At 66.5% G+C, this 1,312-nt stretch carries 1 pseudogene; it reads left to right on the top strand.

The window, feature by feature from the left end:
* The first annotated feature begins 174 nt into the window (after nt 1-174).
* Nucleotides 175-1,280, top strand: a pseudogene (locus tag AB0383_RS50080) (IS30 family transposase).
* Nucleotides 1,281-1,312 lie beyond the last annotated feature (32 nt).

Below are 1,312 nucleotides of genomic sequence, written 5' to 3'. Positions count from 1 at the left end.
CCCCCGCCCTCCGGCGGTTTCTAGGGGTCGTTGCAACACCTGAGTGATCAGGGGTTGTTCATGGCTTCAGGGTTTCGGAATCGAGCCGGGCCGGTGAGGGTTCGGGCTTCGTCTGAGTGTGGCAGGCGTCTGGTGGTGGAGCGGGTCGCTTACTTTGCGCTGGTGGATGCAGGGTTGGGGAGCCGGGAAGCGGCTCGGCGGGTGGGGATCAATTATCGGACGGCGAAGCGGTGGCGGGCCGAGGCCGAGGCAGCCGCCCAGGCTGGCGAGCCGACTGTGGTGCCGGTGGTGTCTGCCCGGTTTCTGAGCCTGGCCGAGCGGATCCTGATCGCTGATCGGATCCGCCAGCCCGGGGTGTCGCTGCGGGTGATCGCGGCCGAACTAGGCCGGCCGGTCTCCACGATCACCCGCGAACTGCACCGCAACCAGCAACCCGACGGCGGTTATCACCCGCACGCCGCCCATGAGATGGCCGCGATCGTCGGGCCCGGCCCAAAGTCTCGAAACTGGCCGCGGATCCAAGGCTGCGGGCGATCGTTCAAGATGGGCTCCAGAGGCGGTTCAGCCCGCAGCAGATCACCCGCCGACTGCGCCGTGATCATCCCGACCGGCCAGGATGGCATGTGACGTGCGAAACGATCTACCAAGCCCTCTACGTCCAAGCCCGTGGTGGGTTGCGGCGCGAGGTCGCGACCTGGTTGCGGACTGGGCGCATTCAGCGTCGGCCGCATGTCCGGGCTGATCAGCGGCGCCCGCGGATGGCCACGGAGATGCTCATGATCAGCGAACGACCACCCGAAGCCGCCGACCGGGCGGTGCCCGGACATTGGGAAGGGGACCTGATCCTGGGTGCATTCAACCGCTCCGCGATCGGCACCCTGGTCGAACGCACCACCCGCTACGTGATGCTGCTGCACCTGCCCGAGGGCTACGCACCCAGCCTGCTGCGCGACGCCCTGATCGCGAAGATCGCGACTCTGCCCGCGCAGTTGCAGCGCTCCCTCACGTGGGATCAGGGCAGTGAAATGCACCTGCACGGCCAGTTCACCGAAGCGACCGGGATGCCGGTCTACTTTTGTGACCCGCACTCACCCTGGCAACGCGGCAGCAACGAAAACACCAACGGCCTGCTCCGCCAATACTTCCCGAAGGGCACCGACCTGTCGGTCCATACCGCCAAGGACCTCGACGCCGTCACGGTCGAACTCAACGACAGGCCTCGGATGACACTCGGCTGGGACAGCCCCGCCGAACGCATGACACAGTTACTCACCGTCTAGCAGCAGTGTTGCAACCACCGCTAGAAACCGCC

The organism is Amycolatopsis sp. NPDC051373, from assembly GCF_040689465.1.
GTDB lineage: Bacteria > Actinomycetota > Actinomycetes > Mycobacteriales > Pseudonocardiaceae > Amycolatopsis.
The sequence above is the reverse complement of the archived record's forward strand: the minus strand, read 5'-3'. Positions and strand labels throughout refer to the sequence as shown.